At 68.9% G+C, this 22552-nt stretch carries 20 protein-coding genes; 15 read left to right on the plus strand and 5 right to left on the minus strand.

The features are described from left to right. Positions 1-5: 5 nt before the first annotated feature. Positions 6-1670 carry an alpha-glucosidase gene (locus G5C66_RS22885; RefSeq protein WP_165113463.1) on the minus strand — a complete coding sequence of 555 codons (1665 nt, stop codon included), beginning with the start codon at positions 1668-1670 and terminating at the stop codon, positions 6-8. Positions 1671-1730: 60 nt separating this feature from the next. Here G5C66_RS22885 and G5C66_RS22890 point away from each other — a divergent pair, with 60 nt between their 5' ends. Together G5C66_RS22890 and G5C66_RS22895 are read left to right on the plus strand one after the other, a co-directional pair. Beyond that, complete coding sequence (locus G5C66_RS22890) at positions 1731-2210, plus strand: OsmC family protein (RefSeq protein ID WP_165113465.1); 480 nt, start codon at positions 1731-1733, stop codon at positions 2208-2210. Positions 2211-2263: 53 nt separating this feature from the next. Beyond that, complete coding sequence (locus G5C66_RS22895; RefSeq protein ID WP_165113467.1) at positions 2264-3967, plus strand: AMP-binding protein; 1704 nt, start codon at positions 2264-2266, stop codon at positions 3965-3967. A gap of 9 nt (positions 3968-3976) precedes the next feature. Here the strand turns inward: G5C66_RS22895 and G5C66_RS22900 are convergent, their stop codons facing one another. Further along, positions 3977-4537 carry a TetR/AcrR family transcriptional regulator gene (locus G5C66_RS22900; protein ID WP_165113469.1) on the minus strand — a complete coding sequence of 187 codons (561 nt, stop codon included), beginning with the start codon at positions 4535-4537 and terminating at the stop codon, positions 3977-3979. 100 nt (positions 4538-4637) lie between these two features. Here G5C66_RS22900 and G5C66_RS22905 point away from each other — a divergent pair, with 100 nt between their 5' ends. Then, entirely contained in the window at positions 4638-6080 is a 1443-nt protein-coding gene (locus G5C66_RS22905; RefSeq protein WP_165113471.1) for an MFS transporter, read from the plus strand. A 7-nt stretch (positions 6081-6087) separates the two neighbouring features. On the opposite strand, the gene G5C66_RS22910 is transcribed toward G5C66_RS22905, so the two are convergent. The 3 genes from G5C66_RS22910 to G5C66_RS22920 are packed head-to-tail and all read right to left on the minus strand — an operon-like array spanning position 6088 to position 9854. Further along, positions 6088-6855: a thioesterase family protein gene (locus G5C66_RS22910; protein ID WP_165113473.1), complete on the minus strand. Its 768-nt coding sequence runs from the start codon at positions 6853-6855 to the stop codon at positions 6088-6090. Further along, complete coding sequence (locus G5C66_RS22915; RefSeq protein WP_165113474.1) at positions 6855-8483, minus strand: AMP-binding protein; 1629 nt, start codon at positions 8481-8483, stop codon at positions 6855-6857. Before G5C66_RS22915 ends, G5C66_RS22910 begins: the two co-directional genes overlap by 1 nt. A 54-nt stretch (positions 8484-8537) precedes the next feature. After that, entirely contained in the window at positions 8538-9854 is a 1317-nt protein-coding gene (locus tag G5C66_RS22920) for an MFS transporter (protein WP_165113476.1), read from the minus strand. Positions 9855-9990: 136 nt separating this feature from the next. Between G5C66_RS22920 and G5C66_RS22925 the strand changes: the two genes are divergently transcribed. From G5C66_RS22925 to G5C66_RS22975, 12 genes are all read left to right on the plus strand, one after another. Beyond that, on the plus strand, positions 9991-10878 hold the full coding sequence (locus tag G5C66_RS22925; protein ID WP_165113478.1) for a helix-turn-helix transcriptional regulator: 888 nt from the start codon (positions 9991-9993) through the stop codon (positions 10876-10878). 54 nt (positions 10879-10932) lie between these two features. Continuing rightward, entirely contained in the window at positions 10933-11868 is a 936-nt protein-coding gene (locus G5C66_RS22930) for an AraC-like ligand-binding domain-containing protein (RefSeq protein ID WP_165113481.1), read from the plus strand. A gap of 118 nt (positions 11869-11986) precedes the next feature. Next, complete coding sequence (locus G5C66_RS22935) at positions 11987-14392, plus strand: molybdopterin cofactor-binding domain-containing protein (RefSeq protein ID WP_241248776.1); 2406 nt, start codon at positions 11987-11989, stop codon at positions 14390-14392. 14 nt (positions 14393-14406) lie between these two features. Then, on the plus strand, positions 14407-14889 hold the full coding sequence (locus tag G5C66_RS22940) for a (2Fe-2S)-binding protein (RefSeq protein WP_165113483.1): 483 nt from the start codon (positions 14407-14409) through the stop codon (positions 14887-14889). Positions 14890-14914: 25 nt separating this feature from the next. Continuing rightward, positions 14915-15115 carry a hypothetical protein gene (locus G5C66_RS26225; protein WP_241248777.1) on the plus strand — a complete coding sequence of 67 codons (201 nt, stop codon included), beginning with the start codon at positions 14915-14917 and terminating at the stop codon, positions 15113-15115. Further along, positions 15112-15486: a flavoprotein gene (locus G5C66_RS22945; protein WP_338144290.1), complete on the plus strand. Its 375-nt coding sequence runs from the start codon at positions 15112-15114 to the stop codon at positions 15484-15486. The genes G5C66_RS26225 and G5C66_RS22945 overlap by 4 nt, the downstream gene beginning before the upstream one ends. Positions 15487-15716: 230 nt before the next feature. Further along, positions 15717-16799 (plus strand): peptidoglycan recognition protein family protein, encoded by a 1083-nt coding sequence (locus G5C66_RS22950; RefSeq protein ID WP_165113485.1) that lies wholly within the window; start codon positions 15717-15719, stop codon positions 16797-16799. 95 nt (positions 16800-16894) lie between these two features. Then, positions 16895-17743: a peptidoglycan-binding protein gene (locus G5C66_RS22955; RefSeq protein ID WP_165113487.1), complete on the plus strand. Its 849-nt coding sequence runs from the start codon at positions 16895-16897 to the stop codon at positions 17741-17743. Between the two features lie 17 nt (positions 17744-17760). Beyond that, complete coding sequence (locus G5C66_RS22960) at positions 17761-18543, plus strand: M23 family metallopeptidase (RefSeq protein WP_165113489.1); 783 nt, start codon at positions 17761-17763, stop codon at positions 18541-18543. A gap of 33 nt (positions 18544-18576) precedes the next feature. Continuing rightward, the gene (locus G5C66_RS22965) at positions 18577-19230 is read left to right on the plus strand and encodes a hemopexin repeat-containing protein (protein ID WP_165113491.1); all 654 of its coding nucleotides are present in this window, start codon (positions 18577-18579) and stop codon (positions 19228-19230) included. Between the two features lie 59 nt (positions 19231-19289). Beyond that, positions 19290-20753: a hypothetical protein gene (locus tag G5C66_RS22970; RefSeq protein WP_165113493.1), complete on the plus strand. Its 1464-nt coding sequence runs from the start codon at positions 19290-19292 to the stop codon at positions 20751-20753. Between the two features lie 25 nt (positions 20754-20778). Further along, positions 20779-22452, plus strand: coding sequence for a LysM peptidoglycan-binding domain-containing protein (locus G5C66_RS22975; protein WP_165113495.1), 1674 nt, complete (start codon positions 20779-20781; stop codon positions 22450-22452). The last annotated feature ends 100 nt before the right edge of the window (positions 22453-22552 follow it).

The following is a 22552-nucleotide window of genomic DNA, read 5'->3' on the forward strand; positions in this document are numbered from 1 at the left end:
CCGGCTCAGCGGCGATAGACCCGTGACTCCCACGGCGCCATCACGGAACCGTGGCCGGACCCGATCACGAGGTCGCCACGGCACTCCCCGGCGAGCTCGCCCAGGTCCGCCTCGGCGCCGCTGAAGTTGGCGAGCACGACCAGCTGGCCGCTCTCGTGGCGCCTGCGGAAGGCGAAGACCTGGGGATGGCTGTCGGTCAGCAGGGTGAAGTCGCCGTCGACCACGGCCGGGTCCTCGTGCCGAAGCCGGATCAACCGGCGGTAGTGCGAGAGCACCGAGTCGGGGTCGTCGCGCTGCGCCGCGACGTTGACCTCGGTGTGGTTCGGGTTGACCGCGAGCCACGGCCTCCCGGTGGTGAAGCCGGCGTTGGGGGAGTCGTCCCACTGCATCGGCGTACGCCCGTTGTCGCGGGACATCGCTCGCAGCGAGCGGATCACGTCCTCGGGCTCCATGCCCAGGGCGATCGCCTCGTGGTAGTAGTTCACCGCCTCCACGTCGTCGAACTCGTCGATCGATGCGAACGGGTAGTTCGTCATCCCGATCTCGTCGCCCTGGTAGACGAACGGCGTGCCCCGCTGCAGGTGCAGGACGGTCGCGAGCAGCTTGGCCGACTCGGTGCGCCAGCGCCCGTCGTCGCCGTACCGCGACACCACCCTCGGCTGGTCGTGGTTGTCCCAGTAGAGACTGTTCCAGCCGACATCGGCGAGCCCGGTCTGCCAGGCCGCGAGCCGCTCACGGAGCCGACCGAGGTCGAAGGGACGTACGTCCCACTTGAAGGTGCCGTGATCGATCTCGACATGCTCGTAGTGCAGGACCATGTCGAGCTCGCGGCGAGCCGGATCGGTGTATTTCCGGCCCTCCTCGACCGTCGTCTCCCCGGTCTCCCCGACGAGCAGCAGGTCGCGGTCGTCGTAGCGGTCGAAGACCTCGCGGTGCATCTCGGCGAGGAACTCGTGGACGCGCGGGCCGTCGAGCACCGACGCGCGCATGTTGCCGTAGCGCTGCCCCGGCATGACCGGTGCCTCGGGGAGCTCGGGGTCCTTGGAGATCAGGTTGATCACGTCCATCCGGAAGCCGTCGACGCCGCGGTCCAGCCACCAGCGCAGGACGTCGTACACCGCGTGCCTGACCTCGGGGTTCTCCCAGTTCAGGTCCGGCTGCTTCCGGGTGAACAGGTGCAGGTAGTACGCGGCCCTGCCCTCGCTGTAGGTCCAGGCGGGTCCGGAGAAGAACGACCCCCAGTTGTTGGGCTCGTCGCGCCACCAGTACCAGTCGCGCTTCGGGCTCTCCGGGCTCGAGCTCGACTCGACGAACCACGGATGCTCGTCGGAGGTGTGGTTCGCGACGAGGTCCATCACCAGCTTCATCCCGCGCTCGTGGAGCTCGGCGATCAGCGCGTCGAGCTCGGCAAGCGTCCCGTACGTCGGGTCGACATCGAGATAGTCGCTGACGTCGTAGCCGTTGTCGGCCATCGGTGAGGGATAGACGGGGGAGATCCACAGCACGTCGACCCCGAGCCACTCCAGGTGGTCGAGGCGCTCCCGGATCCCGCGCAGGTCGCCCACCCCGTCGCCGTTGCCGTCGGCGAAGCTGCGCGGGTAGACCTGGTAGACGACGGCGGAGCGCCACCAGCCCGGCCCGGTACGTCCAGAGGGTTCGATAGCGGTCATGACGTACGCGGTAACCGGGCGAACCGCGGTGCATGCTCGACCCGGCGCTAGCGTGTCCGCATGGCACTGACCCACGACTACACGGTCTCGGTGGAGTGGACGGGCAACCGTGGCACCGGGACGAGCGGCTACCGCGACTACGCCCGCGACCACGTCGTACGCATCGACGGACTGCCCGACATCCTCGGCTCCTCCGATCCGACCTTCCGCGGCGACGCGAGCCGGCACAACCCTGAGCAGCTGCTGCTGACCTCGCTGGCGCAGTGCCACATGCTCTCCTACCTGCACCAGGCGGTGAAGGTGGGCATCGTCGTCATCGACTACCACGACGCCGCGACCGCCACCATGGAGACGCAGGGGACCGGCGGCCGGTTCACCCGGGCCGTGCTCCACCCGGTCGTCACCGTCACCGACGAGTCGATGATCGAGGCCGCCACCTCCGCTCACCACCAGGCCCACCTGGACTGCTTCATCGCGAACAGCGTGAACTTCCCGGTCGACGTCGAGCCGACCGTCATCGTCGGCGGGCTAACCCGGTAGCCCCCCCTCTTCCGGGGGTAGGGCGGGAGCGGTCTCGCCAGGAAGATGCCGTCATGACGAGTACGACTTCGACGGATGCCCTGCTGGCCGCCCGGGATGCGCTGATCGCCCAGCGCCTCGACTACACCGGGGCGCTCGACACCTTCCGCTGGCCCGACGTGGGGGAGAGCTTCAACTTCGCCCACGACTGGTTCGACCCGATGGCACGGGGCAACGACGCTCCGGGGCTGGTCATCGCCGAGCCGGACGGGTCGCGGGCGGCGTACTCCTTCGACGAGCTGTCCCGGCGGTCGAACGCGGTGGCGCGCCACCTCCAGCGGCTCGGTGTCGGCCGGGGCGACAGCGTGATCGTCATGCTCGGCAACCAGGTCGAGCTGTGGGAGACGATGCTCGCGGCGATGAAGGTCGGCGCCGTCCTGATGCCGACGACGACAGCGGTCGGCACGGCCGAGCTGGCGGACCGTCTCGACCGCGGCCGGGCGCGGGCGGTGGTCTGCAACGCCGAGGACACGGCGAAGTTCGACGGCGTCCCGGGCGACTATCTCCGGGTCTGCGTGGGGGAGCAGCAGGGCTGGCACGGGTACGCCGCGGCCGCCGCGGAGAGCCAGGAGCCGCTCGAGCACCCGGGCAACGCCACCAGCGACGCGCTGCTGCTCTACTTCACCAGCGGCACCACCAGCCGCCCGAAGCTGGTGGAGCACACCCACTACACCTATCCGGTCGGGCACCTGTCGACGATGTACTGGCTCGGGCTCCGCCCCGGCGACGTGCACATGAACATCTCCAGCCCGGGCTGGGCCAAGCACGCCTGGTCGAACTTCTTCGCTCCCTGGCTCGCCGGCGCGACCGTCTTCGTCCTCAACTACACGCGCTTCGAGGCGGCCACGCTGCTGCAGCGGATCCGCGAGGAGCACGTCACCAGCATGTGCGCCCCGCCGACGGTGTGGCGGATGCTCATCCAGGCCGACCTCAGCGGCGGCTGCGGGTCGCTGCGCGAGGCGATCAGCGCAGGGGAGCCGCTCAACCCCGAGGTCATCAGCCAGGTACGCCAGGCCTGGGGCCTCACCATCCGCGACGGCTTCGGGCAGACCGAGATGACCGCGACGATCGCCAACAGTCCCGGCCAGCCGGTCCGTCCGGGCTCGATGGGACGCCCGCTCCCCGGCGTCCCGGTCGTCCTGGTCGACCCGGTCGAGGGCACCGTGATCGATGGCCCGGGCGAAGGCGAGCTCTGCCTCGACCTCTCCTCGCGGCCCGCCACCCTGATGACCGCCTACCGCGACGACGAGAAGCGCACCGCCGACGCGATGCGCGGTGGCTTCTTCCATACCGGCGACGTCGCCAGCCGCGACGCGGAGGGCTACATCACCTATGTCGGTCGCACCGACGACGTCTTCAAGGCCTCCGACTACAAGGTCTCGCCGTTCGAGCTCGAGTCGGTCCTGATCGAGCACCCCGCGGTGGCCGAGGCGGCGGTCGTCCCCGCCCCGGACCCGGTGCGGCTCGCGGTCCCCAAGGCGTACGTCTCGCTCACCGCCGGCCACGAGCCGACCGCCGAGACCGCCCGGGCCATCCTCGAGTTCGCCCGCGACCACCTGCCGCCCTACCTGCGGGTGCGCCGCCTGGAGTTCTTCGACCTGCCCAAGACGATCTCCGGGAAGATCCGCCGCGTGGAGCTCCGGGTGCGCGAGCAGGACGTCGTCGACCAGCGGCCAGTCGGCGAGCACCGCTACGAGGACTTCTTCTCCCGCAGCTAGCGGGACGCCCTAGGCCTGAGCCACCAGGCGCCGGACGCTCTCGACGACGATCTCCCGGCAGCGGGCACGGCTCGGCCGGCGTACGAGGGCCAGCTCCGGGGTGTGCAGGTGCCAGCTCATCGCGAGGGCGCGGACCTCGGTGAGCAACTCGAGCGGGGAGTAGGCCGACGTGAGCCTCCCGGCGCGCTGCGCCTCCTCGATCTTGGCGAGCTTCGCGTCGTTGGAGGCGACGATCGCCGGGAGCTTCCCGTCAGGCCGCTCGAGCTGGTACCACGTGGTCAGCCGCAGCGTCGTGGGGAAGCGCTCGTAGAGGTCGAAGGAGCGTCCGGCGTAGCCGGGAAGGTCGGTGGCGTCGAACTCGACCTCGTCGACGAACGCGAGCACCCGGTGGGCGAAGACGGCGTCGAAGAGCTCGTCCTTGGTGCCGAAGTACTTGTAGATCAGCGCCTTGTTCGCCTGCGCCGCATCCGCGATCCGGTCGACGCGTGAGCCGGCGATGCCGTACGCCGCGAACTCGGCCTCGGCGGCGTCGAGGATGCGTGCGCGGGTCGCCTCGGAGTCTCTGGCCATGCACCCACTCTAAAGCAAGTAACTAGTTAGTTGTCTTTTCTCGCGATCGGTGTTTCACTGAAAGCAACCAACTCGTTAGTTACTTAGGAGCAGTGCACCCATGTTTCCAACACGCCCGAGCGGCGCCCGGCACCGAGCGATCGTGCTCATGGTGATCCTCGGCTGCCAGCTGATGATGACCCTCGACGCCTCGATCGTGACCACGGCACTCACCCACATCAAGGCAGAGCTCGGGTTCACCGACTCGTCGTTGTCGTGGATCCAGAACGCGTACGTCCTCGCCTTCGGCGGCCTCCTCCTGCTCGGCGCTCGTGCTGGTGACCTGCTCGGCAGGCGCCGCGTGTTCATCGCCGGCACGGTGCTGTTCACGGCTGCCTCGCTCCTGGCCGGGCTCGCGCCGTCCGCCGGTCTTCTGATCGCAGCGCGGGCACTGCAGGGGCTGGCCTCGGCGTTCGCCATCCCGTCGACGTTGGCGCTCCTCATCACGAGCTTCCCCGAGCCCGAGGAGCGCACCCGGGCCATCGCGATCTACAGCGCGGTGATCGGCGCCGGCGCCAGCGTCGGGATCATCGTCGGCGGCGTCTTCACCGAGTATCTCTCCTGGCGTTGGGGTCTCCTGATCAACGTCCCGCTCGGAGTCGTGATCCTGGCGCTCTCACCGCGCTTTCTGCCGGAGACCGAGCGTCAGCCCGGCCGGGTCGACATGCTGGGCGCCCTGACCGTCACGGTCGGCATGTCGGCACTGGTCTACGGACTGGTCGAGGCCGCCGAGATCGGCTGGGCGAGCGCTCGCACGCTGCTCCCGCTGACCGCGGCCGTGGTCCTGCTCGCCGCCTTCGTGCTCATCGAGCTGCGAGCCACCCAGCCGATCGTGCCGATCCGGCTCTTCGCCAGCGTGCAGCGCTCGGGGGCGTACGTCAGCCGGATCCTGATCGTCGGCGCGATGTTCTCGACGTTCTACTTCCTCTCGCAGTATCTGCAGAACGTGCGTGGACTCAGCCCGCTCGCCACCGGCCTCGTCTTCATCCCGTTGACGGGCATGTTCTTCGCGATGGTGTACGTCGTGCGCCGGGCCACCCCGATGGTCAGCAGGTCCGGGCTGCTGCTGACCTCGCTGGCGACCGCTGGGATCGGCATGGCCTGGCTGAGCCGGATCGACGCGACGACCTCGGTCGCCTCGATCCTGCCGCCGTTGCTCGTCCTGGGCGTGGGCCAGGGCATCGCCATCATCCTCCTCACCGACTTCGGCATGGCGGAGGTCGACCCGGGAGACGCGGGCGCGGCCTCCGGTCTGGTCAACACGGCCCATCAGCTCGGCGGGTCGATCGGGCTCGCGCTGCTCACCGTCGTCTACGGCAGCGCCGTCCACCACGACCCGGCTCCGGACGCCGTCACCCAGGCCCATGGCTTCGCGGCCGTCTTCGACGTCGCGACCGGGTTCTACGCCCTGGCCGTCGTGGTCGCCCTGGTCGTCCTCGTGGCCGACCGCCGGCGAGCGGGTCGGCCGAGGCCGTCGGCGCCGGTGGTCGCCGCGTCCCGGTGACCAGCTGTCACGGGCGCACGGTCAGGCACTGCGTACTGATGCCGAAGACGCCCCGCTCGTCGTGGAGCACGGTGGTGGTCACACCCGCCCCTTCCGGGCCGAAGGAGACCGTCGTGTCGAGCCCGAGCCAGCCGTCGGTCGGCGCCCGGAAGAGGTGCGCGGTGAGGTCGAGGTTCGGAAAGCTCACGTCCTCCGGGTCGACGCGGACGGCGACACCGTTGGTGATGTCGAGAAGGCCGGCGACCTGCGCCAGCCGGCTCACGTCCTCGTCCACGACGAGCGGGTGCGGCGTACGCACCCAGGCCTGCGCCCGTCCCGGGCCGAGGTCGTGACGGCGCACCTCGACGGAGGCGATGAAGCCCCCGTCCCACACCGTGGTCATGTCCCAGTCGGGCAACGCGTCCGGTGCGGGCAGGGGCGCGTGGTGGGTGCCCGAGAGGTCCGCGGTCGGGTAGCCGGCGGTCAGCCAGGCGCGCATCAGCACGACGGGCCGTCCGCCGTGGCAGGCCCGCGCCTCGACGAGCTCGATCGTGCGGCCGGCGCGGAGCACGGCGACCTCGACGTGGACCGGCTCGAGCGGGATCGTGCCGAGGATGTCGTAGCTGATCCGGGTGACCTGGAGCCCGTCGTCACGGCGGGCGTCACGGTCGCGCTCGACCTCGTGCGCGAGCACCCCGAGCAGGGTGGCGATGTGCTGCGTGCCCGGGTCCCAGGCGCCGCCGACGTGCTCGGTCGGGGTGAACGTGTGCGGACCGGTCCGGTGCCAGTAGCCCATCAGAGGCCGAGCAGCGCGACGCTCTGCTCGCGCATGTCGATCTTGCGGACCTTGCCGGTCACCGTCATCGGGAACTCGTCGACGATGAGGACGTAGCGCGGCGACTTGTAGTGCGCGAGCTTGCCGTGGGCGAAGGCCCGGACGGCGTCGGCGTCCAGCGGCTCGGCGCCGGGGCGCATCCGGATCCAGGCGCAGAGCTCCTCGCCGTACTTCTCGTCCGGGACGCCGACGACCTGGGCCTCGGCGATGTCGGGGTGGGTGAAGAGGAACTCCTCGATCTCGCGCGGGTAGATGTTCTCGCCGCCGCGGATGACCATGTCCTTGATCCGGCCGACGACCACGCAGTAGCCGTCCTCGCGCATGACGGCCAGGTCGCCGGTGTGCATCCAGCCGTCGGCGTCGATCGCCTCGGCGGTCTTCGTCTCGTCGTCCCAGTAGCCGAGCATCACCGAGTAGCCGCGGGTGCAGAACTCGCCTGCGGTGCCGCGGGGGACGACCTCGCCGGTGGCCGGGTCGACGATCTTGATCTCGACGTGCGGCGCGGCCCGACCGATCGTCTCGGTGCGCCGCTCGAGGTCGTCGTCGGTGCGGGTCTGGCAGGAGACGGGCGAGGTCTCGGTCATCCCGTACGCGATCGCGACCTCGCTCATGTGCATCTCGCTCACGCAGCGCTTCATGACCTCGATCGGGCACAGCGCGCCGGCCATGATCCCGGTGCGCAGCGTGGAGAGGTCGAACGAGGCGAACTCCGGGTCGTCCTGCATCGCGATGAACATCGTCGGCACGCCGTAGAGCGCCGTGCACTTCTCGTCCTGGACCGTCTGCAGGGTCGTACGCGGGTCGAAGCCGGGGCCCGGAATCACCATGGTGGCGCCGTGGGTGGTGCAGCCGAGGTTCGCCATCACCATGCCGAAGCAGTGGTAGAAGGGCACCGGGATGCACAGCCGGTCCTGCTCGGTGAAGTGGATCGTCTCGGTGACGAAGAAGCCGTTGTTGAGGATGTTGCGGTGCGACAGCGTCGCGCCTTTCGGGAAGCCGGTGGTCCCCGACGTGTACTGGATGTTGATCGCGTCGTTCGGGTCGAGCGGGTAGTCGACGTGGTCGGCCAGCCGCTCGCCGCGGCCCGCGGACAGCAGGGCGTCCCACTCCGGCGTACCCAGGAAGATCGTCTTCTCCAGGGCACCGCAGTCGGCCTCGACCTCGCCGACGAGCTTCACGTAGTCGCTGGTCTTGAACGACGTGGCGCTGATCAGCAGGCGCACCCCGGACTGGTTGAGCGCGTAGGCGAGCTCGTGGGTGCGGTAGGCCGGGTTGATGTTGACCAGGATCGCGCCGATCTTCGCGGTGGCGAACTGGACCATCGTCCACTCCGCGCAGTTCGGAGCCCAGATGCCGACCCGGTCACCCTTGCCGATGCCCGCCTTGCGGAGGCCGACCGCGAGGGCGTCGACGTCCGCGTTCAGCGACGCGTAGGTCCAGCGGCGTCCGCTGGCGATCTCGACGAGCGCCTCACGGTCGCCGTGGCGGGCGACGGTGCGCTCGAAGTTGGCTCCGATCGTCTCCTCGAGCAGCGGGACGTCGATGTCGCCGCGAGCCGACGATGCGGTGATGGGTGAGGTCTCGGTCATGCCGCGAGCATGACCGAGACCGTGGTGTCCGCCACACCCCCGAAAGAGGGTGGATCAGGCGGGGACCGGCTCCGCGTCGAGCTCCACGCGGCTGGTCTCCTTCGCGACCAGCAGGCAGACGACGCTCAGCAGGGCCAGAGCGGTGAGGAAGTACGCGATCCCGTCGGTGCCCCACCGGGCCAGCAGGTCCTCGGCGATGACCAGCGGGACGGCGCCGCCGAGGATGCCCGCGATGTTGTAGCCCAGACCGGCGCCGGTGTAGCGGTACTTCGCCTGGAACGTCTCGGGCAGGAACGCCGCGATCGGACCGTAGTTGAGGCCGAGCACGCACAGCAGCAGGCTGTTGCCGAGCGCGAAGCTCGCGAAGCTGCCCGGCTCCATGACGCCGAACGCCAGCGGGCCGGCGACCACGCCGAAGGCGGCGCCGAGGAGCAGCACCGCACGGCGGCCGAGCACGTCGGAGAGCCAGGCGGAGAGGATCACCGTCACGCTCATCGCGAACGCGGCCACGATGACGCCGAGCAGCGCCTGGGTCATGCTCAGGCCGAGGGTGCCGACGGCGTGGGCGACCATGAAGCTCGCGCCGGTGTAGAAGGCGCCGAAGACGATCGCCATGATGCCGCCGCCGAGCAGCACCTGGCGCCACTGGTCCCGGATGCAGCCGAGGAACGGGAGCGCGCTGCGGGTGCCGGCCGACTGCACCTTCTTGAACGACGGGGTCTCGGCGATGTTGAGCCGCACCCACAGGCCGACACCGATCAGCACGGCGCTGGCCAGGAACGGGATCCGCCAGCCCCAGGCGGCGAAGGCGTCGGGCTCCATGAGCCGGAAGGTGGTCAGCATGGCGCCGGCGGCGATGATCAGGCCCAGGCTGGGACCGAGCTGCGGGAACATGCTGTAGCGGCCGCGCTGGCCGTGGGCGGCGTACTCCGTGGTGAGGAGGGCCGCGCCGGCCCACTCGCCGCCGAGCGCGATGCCCTGCAGGGCGCGCAGCACGACCAGGATCACCACGGCGCTCTTGCCGATCGTCTCCACGCTCGGGATGAGGCCGATCGCGAACGTCGAGGTGCCCATGATCAGCAGGGTCGTGATCAGCGTCGCCTTGCGGCCGATCCGGTCGCCGTAGTGACCGAAGAGGATCGCCCCGAGCGGCCGGAAGACGAACGCGACACCGAACGTCGCGATCGAGGCCAGGGTGCCTTCCGGACCGCCCATGGACGGGAAGAAGATGGCGTTGAAGACGAGTGCTGCGGCGAGTCCGTAGATGAGGAAGTCGTAGAACTCGATGGTGGTGCCGGTCAGTGACGCCGTCGCGACGCGGCGCATGGTGCGCCCGTCGACCTCGGCTCGGTTAGCCGCGATTTGGGCCATGATCGTGCCTCCTACTCGGATTGGTGCACCGAGTGTTGGGGCAGTCACAACGTGTCCGATACCCCCGGACGAGTGCCCTCGAAAGAGGGGGTGTGCCTCTTGTTGCCTGTGATGATCGTCACTTACGCTCGGCGTCATGAGCACCAGCACCATCGCCGCAGAGGCGCCGTACGACGGGTCCCGGATCGCCCAGACGCTGGCCTCGTTCCGGACCGCGTCCGGGCTGGATCTCGCCTTCGGTGGTCCGGTCCGCGGTGACGGCACCGCCATCGACATCACCGCGACCTGCGGCGCGAAGGGCGCCTCGCTGCGCGGTCTCCGGGTCGTCAACGGGGAGGGCCTGGGTGGGAAGACCCTGCAGACCCGTCAGCCCGGCTCGGTCGACCACTACTACAGCGCGCGTGGGATCACCCACCTCTACGACACCGCCGTCGCTCAGGAGCAGATCCAGACGGTGGCCGCCCTGCCGATCCTGGTCGACCGGAGTCCGCGGATGCTCATCTACCTCGCCTCCCGGTCGCGGGTCGGTCTCGGCGGCGTCTGGTTCGACGCGCTGCGACCGCTGATCCGCACGCTCGAGCGGGAGATCCTGATCGACGACGAGGTGCGCAACCGGCTCTCCAGGCTGGCCCCTGCACCCTCTCCGGCTCCGAGCGCGGTCGACGCCGCGGCGAAGCGTGATCTCGCCGAGCGCCGGGAGATGGCCGCGGAGCTCACCGACCTGGCCGGCCAGGTGATGGACCCGGACGTACGCAGCCGCCTGGAGGCCATGGTGCAGCGGCTCACCGGCGCGCCGGGGGAGCGGAAGCCGGCTCAGCTGGCCCCCGTCGTACGGCTGGCGGCGCGCGAGATCGACGTGCTCCGGCAAGTGGCGCTCGGGAGCAGCAACCGCGAGGCGGCCGAGGCTCTCGGGATCGTGGAGAGCACCGTGAAGTCCTATCTCAAGAGCGCGACCCGCAAGCTCAACGCGAACAACCGGGTCCACGCCGTGCGGATGGCGCGCGAGGCCGGACTCATCGACTGACGCCGCCCTCCTACGGGGGTACCGCCCGACGAGCCGGGTGCGCAGTATCTCGGCATGACGCATGGTGACTCGGGCGGAGTGTCGGAGAGGTGGCGTACCGCGCTCGCGGACGCCTTCGCAGGACTGCAGGCCGAGCGGCTGCCACCCGGGCAGAGCGTGCTGCCCGGCCCGTTGGCCGGGGCGATCGAGCACGCGAGCCTGGGACGCGTCGACGCGTTCCGGGTCGGCGGCACCCCGCAGGTCGTACGCCGAACCCGCCGTTCCCTCGCCGACGTACCCGACGAGCCGTTCAAGGTGTGCGTCCAGCGCCACGGGCGGTCCGTCGTCCGGCAGGGCGGCACCGAGATCGTGCTGAGGCCCGGTGACATCGCGATCTACGACACCAGCCGCCCCTACGAGCTGCGCTTCGACGAGCGGTGGGAGGTTCTCGCGATGACGCTCCCGCGCCGTGCGCTCGCCGCGTCGGACTCGGTTATCGAACGGTCGATGTCGCACGGCTGGACTACGGCCGACGGCCGGACCGGCGTGCTCGGGCACCTGCTGGGAAGTGCGGTCCGGGACACGCCGCAGCCCGGGGGAGCGACGCATCTGGGTGAGGCCGCGATCCAGCTGCTCTCGAGCCTCGTCGGGGGAGGGGACCAGACGGACCCGGGAGAGGCGCTCCGGGCCCGCGTGATCGCCCATGTGGAGGCGCACGCCTCCGACCCCGACCTCAGCCACGACGCCGTCGCGGCCGCCCACGGGCTCTCGCCACGAAGCCTGCACCGACTCTTCGAGGGCCAGCCGCTCTCAGCGATGGCGCATCTGCGCGAGTTCCGGCTGCTCGCGATCCGGGCCGCGCTGCTCGACCCGGCCCAGGCCAGCTGCTCGACCGCGACGATCGCGAGCCGCTGGGGATTTCCCGACCCGTCCCACTTCGCCCGGACCTTCCGGTCCCGCTTCGGAGTCACGCCGGGCTCGCTCCGTAAGGGCTCTCTGACCTCGGTGTGAGCCGATCGTCCGAGCTGGCGCGGAAAGTCAACGAAGTTGGCGTTCCAGGGCGACACAGGTGTGACGCGCCACACATAACGTGACCAGGACCCCGACCGGACCAACGGAGGAAACCGCCTTGTCAACACATCCCGAGACGTCATCAGGCCTGTCGGTAGCGGGTCTCGCCGAGCACGAGATGGGCCGCCGCCGCTTCGTCGGCTACCTCCTGGCCGCGGCCACCGTCACCGGCGCCGCCCAGATCGGCATCGGCCTCGGCACTCCCGCGGCCGCGGTCGTCCCCGGCGTACCGCAGCCGGCCGATCTCTACGACCTCAACGACCTGCTCACCGACGCCGCGCGCCCCACGGCGAACCTCATCCAGGTCGTCGTCGAGAAGGACGGCACCGCGTCGTTCGAGCTGCCCCGCGCCGAGGTCGGCCAGGGCATCACCACCTCGATCGCGATGCTGATCGCCGAGGAGCTCGACCTGCCGCTCGGCAAGGTGAACGTCACCCTGTCCAAGGCACGTCCCGAGCTGATCTGGAATCAGATGACGGGTGGCTCCAACACGATCCACGCGATGTACACGCCCGTACGTGTCGCCGCGGCCATCGCCCGCCGCGTGCTGCTCGACGCCGCGGCGATCGCTCTCGCGCAGCCTCACGACACCCTCTCCGTCTACGAGGGCGTGATCACCGCCCCCGGTGGCGCCTCGATCTCCTACGGCGAGCTGGCCACCTCCGCGGCCGCCCTGGTGACGAAGGTCGTCGACGTCGACCTCAAGCCGAAGTCCGACTTCGCGGTGATCGGCACCCCGCGCCGCCGCAAGGACGCCCTGGACGCGGTCACCGGCAAGAAGCAGTTCGCGATGGACCTCGACGTTCCCGATGCCCTGCCGGTAATGGTCTGCCGCGCTCCCGAGCACAACGGCACGGTGCGGTCCGTACGCAACAAGGCAGAGGTCGAGGCGATGCCGGGCGTGACGCACGTCGTCACGATCCCGACCGGCGTCGCCGTACGCGCCGGCACCTTCGGCCAGTGCATCAACGCCGTCCGCGCCCTCGACGTCGAGTGGAACCCCGGCACCGTGAGCGGCAGGTCCGACGCCGACGTCCTCGAGGAGCTCCGCGGCATCCAGCGTCCGATGGCGGTGCCGAACGTGGAGGAGCTCCTCGGCACCGTGACCGACGCCGTGGGCGGGCTCACCGGCGGCCTCACCGCTGCCGACGTCAAGACGCTCGACACCGACTTCGTCTTCTACACCCGCAGCGGCTCGCCACTGGAGACCAACTGCGCGGTGGCCGACGTCCGTGCCGACAAGGCGACGATCTGGGCCGGCTCGAAGACCCCGATCGTGGCCGCCGAGAGCATTGCGCTCGAGCTCGGACTGCCGCCGACGGCCGTGACGTTCAACGTCGTCGAGTCCGGCGGCTCGTTCGGCCGCAAGCTCTTCTGGGACGCCGCGCTGGAGGCTGCCCTCGTGTCGCAGAAGTGCAAGGCGCCGGTCCGGCTGATGTGGCACCGCGCCGACGAGCCACGCCAGGGCCGTAACCATCCGATGGCGACCTCCCGGGTGCGTACGGTCTGGGCGGGCGACAACATCCTCTCCGTCGAGCAGCAGCACACCTGCACCGCCACCGACTACCGCCACGGCTTCGGCGAGATCCTGACCTCGTCCGCCATCTCGCTCCCGGCCGGCGTGAGCAACCTGGGCGTCTCGGAGACCATCTTCGTGACCTCGCAGCAGGTGCCCTACGACTTCGGCCTCACCACCCAGGGCCTCATGGAGACGACCAGCAAGGCGATCAACTCCGGCGCGGTGCGCAACGTCTACTCACCCGACGTACGCGCGGCCCTCGAGCTGACGATCGACCAGGTCGCCAAGAAGATGCGGCTGAACCCGGTCGAGTTCCGCCTCAAGTACGCCAAGGAGGACCGCTTGCGCCGCGTCATCAAGCAGGTGGCGGCGGCCGGCAACTGGGGCAGGTCGATGCCGGCTGGCACGGCCCAGGGCATCGCGGTCCACCAGGAGTACAAGGGCTACTCCGCCTGCCTGGTCGAGATCGACTGCCGCCCGGAGACCGTCAACCGGAAGATCTACAACGCCGTCACCGGCCCTCGGGTCACCAAGGTCACCTTCGCCATCGACTGCGGCGAGGTCATCAACCCCAAGGGCGTCGAGGCGCAGATGCAGGGCGGGATCATGGACGGCATCGCGCTCGCGCTGACCGCCAGCACCCACCTCGAGGACGGCCACTACCTCGAGGCCAGCTGGGACAACTACTTCTACACCCGGCAGTGGAACACCCCGCCCGACGTACGCGTCTTCGTCATGGATCCGGTCACCGACATCCCCGGAGGCGCGGGTGAGGCCGGGGTCGCGGCCTCGTTCGCTGCGGTGGCCTGCGCCTACGCCCGGGCGACGGGCACCACGCCGACCTCGTTCCCGATCAACCACCACGATCCGATCTCGTTCGAGGTGAAGTCGTTCGTCCCGCCCGTGCCCGCCTCGCCGACCGACGGCCTCAGCTACACCTACTGAACAGGGGAGAGACCATGCCCAACTACACCTTCAAGCTCAACGGGGAGAAGGTCACGGTCGACGTCGAGGACAGCGAGCGCCTGCTGTGGGTGCTGCGCGACGTGCTCGGCGTGCGTGGCCCCAAATACGGCTGCGGCATCAACGTCTGCAAGGCCTGTACGTCCCACATCAACGGCAAGGCGTTCAACCCGTGCGCGACCCCGATCAGCGCTCTGGACGAGGACGACGAGATCACCACGATCGAGGGCCTCGCCGACACCGTGCCGGGCGACGGCCTGCACCCCATGCAGGAGGCCTGGCTCGACGCCGACGTCGCCCAGTGCGGCTACTGCCAGCCCGGCCAGATCATGGCCGCCGTCGCGACCGTCAACAAGGCCCACGCCGAGGGCCGCTCGGTCACCGACGCCGACATCGACGAGATCCGCAACATCTGCCGCTGCGGCACCTATGTCCGCATCCGCGAGGCGATCAAGGCCGGTGCCGGCAAGATGGGCTGAACCTTCGGTCACGTACCCTCACGGGGTGGCCATCATCGGAGTCATCGCCTGCGCCGCGGGCGGTGTGGAGCAGCTCCACGACGAGCTGGTCGTGCCTCTGGTGGACGCCGGTCACCAGGTGCCGGTGACGCTGACGCCCACCGCGTTCTCCTGGCTCAGCGCCAACGGGGAAGCCGACCGCATCGAGGCGGCCACCGGCTTCCCCGGCCCGTACACGGCGACGTGACTCGCCTGCCCTGGGAGCCGCGCACCCACCCGGCACAGCTCGACGCCATCGTCGTAGCGCCCGCGACCTTCAACAGCACCGCGAAGATCGCCCTCGGCCTGGCCGACAACCAGGCCCTCACGGTCGTCACCGAGAGCCTGACGACCGTCCCCGTGGTGCTCTTCCCGCTCATCAACGCCGCTCACGCCGAGCACCCCGCCTGGCCGTCCCACATGGCAGCCCTCCGCGCCGCCGGCGTACACCTCATCGAGGGCCCCGATCTCTGGCCCCTCCACCCGCCTCGCCAGATGCCTCCGGACCAGAAGCTGCCGTGGCGAGCGATCCTCGAGGCCGCCCAGCGAGGGACAGGCGGAGACGAACAGCGCGGGTGACGGCGTCCGCCCACCGCCAAAAGGCCCGGAAACCGCTTCTGTTCGTCGGTGTCGCTGTGATCAAACTGAGCTATCGCGTTTTGCCTCGAATAGGCGATATCCGCGCGGCGACCTTTGTTGTTTCCTGGATTTGAGTTCAAGTCTCGGAGTTCGCGGATGGTTATCGACCACGGCTTGTCAGGCCGTCGGATCGACTTGTCATGACAAGAGCACCTCCATGGAGAACGACGATGAGCAACGACGGAACCTCGCCACTCGCGACACCCGCGTCGAAGCAATGGAACGACGTGGACAGGCCGGTGGACTGGCAGCTCAGGGTCTACGGGCTCGTCGTGCACACCACGGGAAGTGGGCTTCCCGAGAGCGCGCGCAAGAAGGGGATCTCCCACACCGAGCGCGCGGTCGACCACTACTCTCAGTCGCACGGCTGCCACTACGTGAACGGTTGGGGCGGCTCCGAGGGCGGCGAGCTGTTACAGATGGCCAACGAGAGCGAACAGGCCATCGGCGTGGGAATGTCCAACAAGGACGACCCGTCGAAGGACCAGAAGCTCTCCGTGGAGAGGGGCAACTGGGAGGGCGACCTGCCGGCTGTTCTGGTCGACCACTGGCACGCTCGCTGGCCCGGCAAGGACAACCCGATGCAGCTGCTGCCGGGCACCAAGACGGCGAACTCCTGCTACGTCCACGTCGAGTGCGTGCCCTGCGTCTATCACTACGACGGCCCCCTCACCACCGACGCCACACCGCTGCGTCCTGGCCTGCGCTTCACGCAGGCCCAGCACGACACGGTTGCCGCGCTGGCGGTCGACATCGCAGAGCGCAACGGCTGGCCCACCGACCAGCAGTGGTGGCGTACGCCGCGGCTGCTGGGCCACGAGGACCTGACCCCGATCGCTCGGTGCGATCCGAAGGGCGGCTGGGATCCGGGCGGGCTGCGCGACCAGCCGTACTTCGACTGGGACTATGTCTACGCGAGGATCGAGGAGCTCGTCTCCGGCGGCGGAACGCTCCCCGAACCGGAGGACCCGATGCCGCTGGAGGAGCCGTCCTCCGTGTTCGCGGTCCTGGGCGACTCGGCCGACCATTTCCTCTCGCTGGTGAGCGACGGCGATGACGTCGGCGCCGTCATGATCGCGTACGACGCGGGTGTCCAGGAGTCCAAGGAGCTCACCAATCTGCTGTTCTTCGCCCGGCATCCGGAGATGAACGGCCGCAGGATCGAATCACATGAGACAGAGCTCGCCGATGAGTGGCTCTCTCTCCGGGACGACATCGTGGATCCTCAGCTGGCTGCGATGTCCGGCGGATAGCGACGGCGGTCTGCTATCACGAATCGCTTCGCGCATTCACAGTTTTCCTCCTGGAAACGGGAACACCGATGCACGCTCAGATCAGGGATTACTGGGTGACCTTCAACGCTCCGCTCGAGGGCGTCGTGAACTGGCTCTACTGCGATCGTCGCGGCTGGGTCAGCACCGGAATCGGAAACAAGATGGACGAGACGGCGCAGGAGATGTCCGCGCCCAGCGAGCAGGAGCGAGCGGCCTCTCTCCGACTGGCGAACGAGGTCGTGTGGACCCATGGTGACGGCGGCCCGACCGCGACCGAGGACGACGTCGCTCTGGGATGGGACGCGGTCAAGAGCCGGCTCGATCTCGCAGCGCATGGTCACCTCGCCTACGAGGATCTCTCCGATCTGAGGCTCTCGCGGGACGAGATCGACTCCTTGGTGCTGCGCAAGCTCGACGCCATGGAGTCTGTGCTGGTCGGACGGTCGGAGTTCGCGGCCTTCGCCGACTGGCCCGCGAACGCCCAGCTCGCCACCTTGAGCACGTGCTGGGCGCTGGGACCGATGTTCCGGTTCCCGAAGTTCCAGACTCACGCGGCCGCCGCGGACTGGTCCGGCTGCGCCGAGGAATGCGCGTTCGGGCCGCACGAGGGCACGATCGTGATCCGGAACGCGCTCGACCGGGAGCACTTCCTGCTCGCAGAGCGTGTCACCGCCGAGGGGCTGCCGTTCGAGTCGATCGCCATGGATCTCACGACGGTCTTCGGCGTACAGGGCGCTTTGATCGCGCTCGGCTACCAGCCGGGCAGTCAGGACGGCGCCGACGGGCAACGAACGCAGGCAGCGACGAGCAAGTTCGAGGCCGACCAAGGCCTGCAACCGACCGGCTCCACCACCGACAGGGCGTTCCTCGACGCCCTTGTGTCCAGGCTCGCCGAGTCTGGGTTCAACCCTTTGACCACGTGATCCCAAGGAGCAGCACGATGGCTGCTTTCGACATCGACCTCATGAGCCCGCTCGGGTCCGGATTCACCCGGACGCTCGGCGGACCGAACTCGGGTGGTCACGTTCCCCCCGAGTGGTACATCCAGTTCGGCATGGACCTGGGAGCACCGTCAGGGACGCAGGTCCGAGCCGCGTTCGACGGACAGGTCTCTCGGTTCCATCCCCACGACCCGGCCACCGACAGCGGGAAGGTGTACGGCGCCCAGATCTTCGTGCGTGACAAGAGCGACAGGATGGGGTGCTTCTACACCCATCTGACCAACGTCCCGGAGACGCTTGCTCAAGGCGGTGCGGTCTCGCGAGGCGAGGTCATCGGCGAAGTCTTCGAGTTCGGTGGCATCCCGGGCCACGTGCACATGGCGGTGTGCGAGATCTTCGGCGATGTCGCGACGGGTCAGCGGGTCGGCGTGGATCTCCACGACCTCTTCGTGGCGCTGTCGGGCACCGACGAAACGGCGACGGTGACCTTCTTCCAGGAGAGCGGGCGCGCACCCCAACGCTCCGGCGCGGGCGGTGAACCGGCAGCCACCGTGCTCGATCTCAGCACCGTCCATGGCATCCAGCAGGCCCTGACCGCGCTCGGCTTCGACCCCGGCCCGATCGACGGTCTCGACGGCCCCAAGACCCAGGCCGCGGTGGCCGCGTTCCAAGCCGCCAACGGACTCGCCGACCAGGACGGCACCACGACACGGGACACGGTGGCGGCCCTGGCCGCCCACCTCGACCAACACGGCATCGGATCCATCGGGATCGACGGCTGAGGCCGCCGCGGAACCTTCGGGCAGGGAGCAGGCATGGGACTCAACAGCAGACTGGCGGGGTTCGTCGCTCCGGACAAGGACAAGGCGTACTTCTTCCTCGGCGACCAGTACGTGCGCTACGACGCGGCCGCCGACGCCGTGGACGCCGGCTATCCCCGGCCGATCGCAGAGGACTGGCCTGGGCTGTTCCCCGAGGACATCGACGCGGCACTGTGCTGGCCCGATGGCAACGTCTACTTCTTCCAGGGCGACCTGTACGTCCTGTACGACTGGGCGTCGGGCAAAGCGGCCGAGGGCTACCCGTTGCCGATCGCGACGATGTGGCCCGGCGTATTCGAGTCAGACCTCGACGCGGCCGTGCGCTGGCCGGGTGACGTTGCGTACTTCATCAAGGACGCGGAGTGCCTCCGGTACGACGTGATCGCGGACGAGGTGGACGGCCCGCCGACGCAGGTCGCCGAGATCTGGCCGGGGGTCGTCGAGGCAGGCATCGACGCCGTCCTCGTGTGGCCGACCGGCATAGCCCACTTCTTCCACGGGAGTGGCGCATACACCGCCTATGACATCGCTGCCGGATCCGTGGTCGACGGGTACCCCCGGCCGATCGAGGGCAACTGGACAGGCCTGCACATCGAGAGCACGCGCGCAGGTCTGCGGTTCGGGAGCGGCCATGGCGCAGGGAGCTGACCGCTCGTACATCAATCACTCGGCGCCGCTCGGGAGCGGCTCCAGCCAAGGAGAACGACATGCCATTCCCACTCAATGATCTCGGCACCGCGCTCACCGCGCAGATCTACCAGACGGTGATGGGCGGCGACGGCAACGTCAAGCCGGACGACGACACCTTCTTCACATGGGTCACCCCGGGGCTGCCCTTCAGCGCGGAGGACCTCGACTTCTGCTCCCAGGGCATCTTCTCGGCTCCGGACGCCGAGACCCAGAACAAGCGCGTCCTGCACGCGTACAACCTGGCGCAGCTGCTCGACTTCATCCCCGACGTCAGCATGGCCTACAGCAACGACAAGCAGGAGGGCATGTACAAGCCCGACGCCGAGAAGCACCTGAGCGAGATCTACCGCCAGATCCTTCGCTTCTCGAAGGTGGTCGACCACCCGCTCACCGAGGAGGAGCAGGCCAAGCTGGACAGGCTCCGCGGGAAGCTCTTCGAGACCAAGATGGTCAAGAACCTGGCGACCGACGTCGAGGAGGAGAAGACCGTCCCGTCGGCGCTCATGAATGCCTACAACGAGCACATGACGAAGTACCTCGACGCGACGACCCAGTACAACAGCAAGCGGGCGGCCGCAGCAGGCGCGACCGGGCCGGAGGGCAAGCAGGCCTCCGCCGACTGGATCCTCAACCAGCAGAACTACTTCTTGAGGGTCAAGGCCGCCGCCGACGCGTGGGTGACGGGCGGATACCGCAACGAGGTCGACGACATCAACGCCTTCATCAACCAGACCACGCAGCGGAGCCTGAAGCTGTGGAAGCAGTCGCTCCTCGAGCGCTACGACCAGGCATTCATCTCGACGCCGGAGATCGGCGTCGCGTTCCCCTACACGACGTTGGTGCCCGGCGACCTGGCCAACTCCGGCGGCTGGACCCAGATCGGCGTCACTCACAATCACACGCAGTGGGCGAAGGACAACACCGAGACCTCGTGGAAGGCCGGCGGCGGCCTGAACTTCGGGCTGTTCTCGTTCGACGCCAACGGCGGCCGCAAGAGCTCGTCGTACACCGAGACCCACGCGGTCGAGGAGTTCAGCATGTCGTTCGAGCTCTGCCAGGCACTCGTCGTACGCGCCGGCTTCTACCCGGAGTTCTTCGCGAACCGCGGCTGGATCCTGCGCAAGGGTGAGGGCTGGATGTTCGACCAGATGCCGTCCGACGGGGCGCGGCCGCCGACCGGTGAGTTCATCGGCTACGCCACGCAGGCGATCTTCGTACGCAACGTCCAGATCAAGTCGAAGGAGTTCCGCTCGGCGTACCACAAGACGGCGTCCGAGGTGGAAGCCGGCGGCGGCGTCGGCTGGGGGCCGTTCCGGCTCTCCGGGAGCTACAAGCGGTCCGACCAGCACGAGGACTTCGACTCCACCGACGACGGCGAGACCCTCGGCGTCAACGGCATGCAGATCATCGGGTTCGTGAACCACCTCCTCGACAAGGCGCCGAACCCGCTCGACGAGCTCGACGACGCCGAGTTCGTCTGAGCGGACCCGCAAGGAGGGCAGCAGCATGGCCGGCATCGACGCGAAGGTGGTCCTCGGCCTGGCGGGGAAGATGGGTCAGGTCTTCGTCGACCAGGGCGAGTACCAGGCCTTCCCGCTGGCTCCCATCGGCCTGAAGGCAACCAGTCTCCGGGCCCTGGTGGCTGATCCGTTCGGCGAAGGCGCGAACGCGCACGCCCAGTTCTCGCTCCTCGTCAACGAGATTCCGTCGGGGCCGTTGTGGCAGCCGGAGGGCACCCGGCTGTGGGACGTGTACGGCGAGATCCTGTCGGACGCCGAGCTGCTCGAAGGCACTCGGACCCCGAAGCAGCAGAAGGCGTACGACACGGCGTTCGACCTGCTCTACGACACCGCGGGCGGGACCACGGGACCGAGCAAGAAGGTGGTCGCGTACGAGCGCTATCGCGACGCGTACCTCGCGGCCGCGATGGAGTACAACAACCGCAAGGGTGAGGCCTCCATCGCCTCGGCGGATCCGGCCATCAAGAACGCCTGGGACGCCGACGAGCCCAAGCTGCGTGCCGCGGTAGAGAAGGCGGCCGCGGCATGGAAAGGCCCAGGTGGGCGGACAGAGGTCGACGAGGCCCGCCGGGTGCTCCGAGACCTCGGCTCGGACTCACCTCAGGTGGCATGGGCGGGCTACCGCAAGCTCTTCGACCCGGACCTGGCGGAGATCTTCTTCCGTACGTCGGTGGACGGACTGTCTTATGTTCCGAGCGGCTACGTGCCGACCGACGTGGTCGACGTCGCCTGGCCTCGGATCACCGTCACCGCCGACGAGCTGACCGTGTTGGCCGAGTCGGCACCGGAGGAGCTGCGCACCAGGCTGGGAACCAGTGGGGACGCCGGCATCGAGAGAGTGTCCTTCGAGTACTCCTACATCACGGTCTCGCGTCCCTGGCTCAGTCCGCAGGTCTTCTCCTCGAGCGGCTGGCGGTTCCGCGACCCGACTCGGCTGCTGTCGGACGGAGCCTCGCCACCGAAGGGGGAGTGCACGGCGTACGTCACCGGCCTGGTCCTGGCTCGCAACATCACCGTGCAGGTTCGAGCCGACGCCGGCGACACCGCGCCGAAGGTCGATCTCGGGTTTCTGCCGAGCCTACGGATGATGAAGGACGCGCAGTTCCAGACACTCCACGCCGCTGCGCCACCCGAGTCGACGGTGGCGCAACCCCGCGTCATGGTCCTCGACGACCCGTCGGTGTGGATGGCCGCACGGGCCACCCCTGAGGTCGTGGTCGATCCGCCACCGACAGCTGTCGTCGCGTCGCACGCCGGTGCCCTGCTCGGAAGTCGGGTGCGCATCGCCGACGTGTTCTCATCGGTGAGGGCGCCGGAGCTTCATGTGCGTGCCCTCGAGCCCGTCGCCGACGCGACGCCCGCGGGGCCTGGTGGCGCGTCGATCACCGAGAGCACGACCGCCGAAGACGAGATCTACGTCCTGGCGCTGCAGTGCCGGCTGCTACCGAAGTGCCCGGCGGCCGCCCGCCCCAACCGCCCGGCCGGTGGTCAGGCGGGGCGTAAGCGCTACACGGTGGCATCGGGCGACACCCTTGGCCGGATCGCCGTGAAGTTCTACGGCAACGCGTCGAAGTGGCGAAAGATCTACGACGCGAACCGCGCTGTCATCGGGCGCGACCCGGACGTGCTCCGCGTCGGCCAGAAACTGACCATTCCGTGAAGAGGCGAGAGACATGATGAGACCGCGGATGACCGGCGTGCTTCTAGCCGGGTTGCTGGTGCTGGGCGGGTGCGGCGCGGACTCTCCCACGGGTGTTCGT

This window comes from Nocardioides turkmenicus (assembly GCF_011045035.1).
Classification (GTDB): domain Bacteria; phylum Actinomycetota; class Actinomycetes; order Propionibacteriales; family Nocardioidaceae; genus Nocardioides; species Nocardioides turkmenicus.